Genomic DNA, 287 nt, shown 5'->3' with positions numbered 1-287 from the left:
TTACATTTCAATGATTTGCTAAAAATGTCAGTTTTTTGACGGTGGGTGTGTTGACTTGTTTGAGGTGATGGATTTATAAGTCCGCTCACTGAACGAGGGCGGCGGCGCTGCTGGCGACGAAGTCTTTCGTTCTGAGAAAATCAAGGAATGAGCTGGTTGCTTGTTTGGTTTCGAGGCCATTTGGTTTCGGGGATTTGATTTTGTGACTGCGTTGAGTGGTCTGTTTTTTGACAATTGAATATGAGAAGAAAGAGAAACGTGGGCGGCGAAGCTTGCGGGGTCTGGAG

The 287-nt window shown here is 46.0% G+C and carries 1 protein-coding gene; it reads right to left on the bottom strand.

All coding sequences use genetic code 11. The features are described 5' to 3' along the window. Positions 1–85: 85 nt before the first annotated feature. A partial coding sequence (locus ACUTJJ_RS25055; RefSeq protein ID WP_445543786.1) for a hypothetical protein occupies positions 86–287 on the bottom strand: 202 nt, incomplete at its 5' end.

Source organism: Agrobacterium sp. DKPNP3 (genome assembly GCF_052686535.1).
Note: the sequence above shows the minus strand (reverse complement) of the source record. Positions and strands in the feature narration are given on the sequence as shown.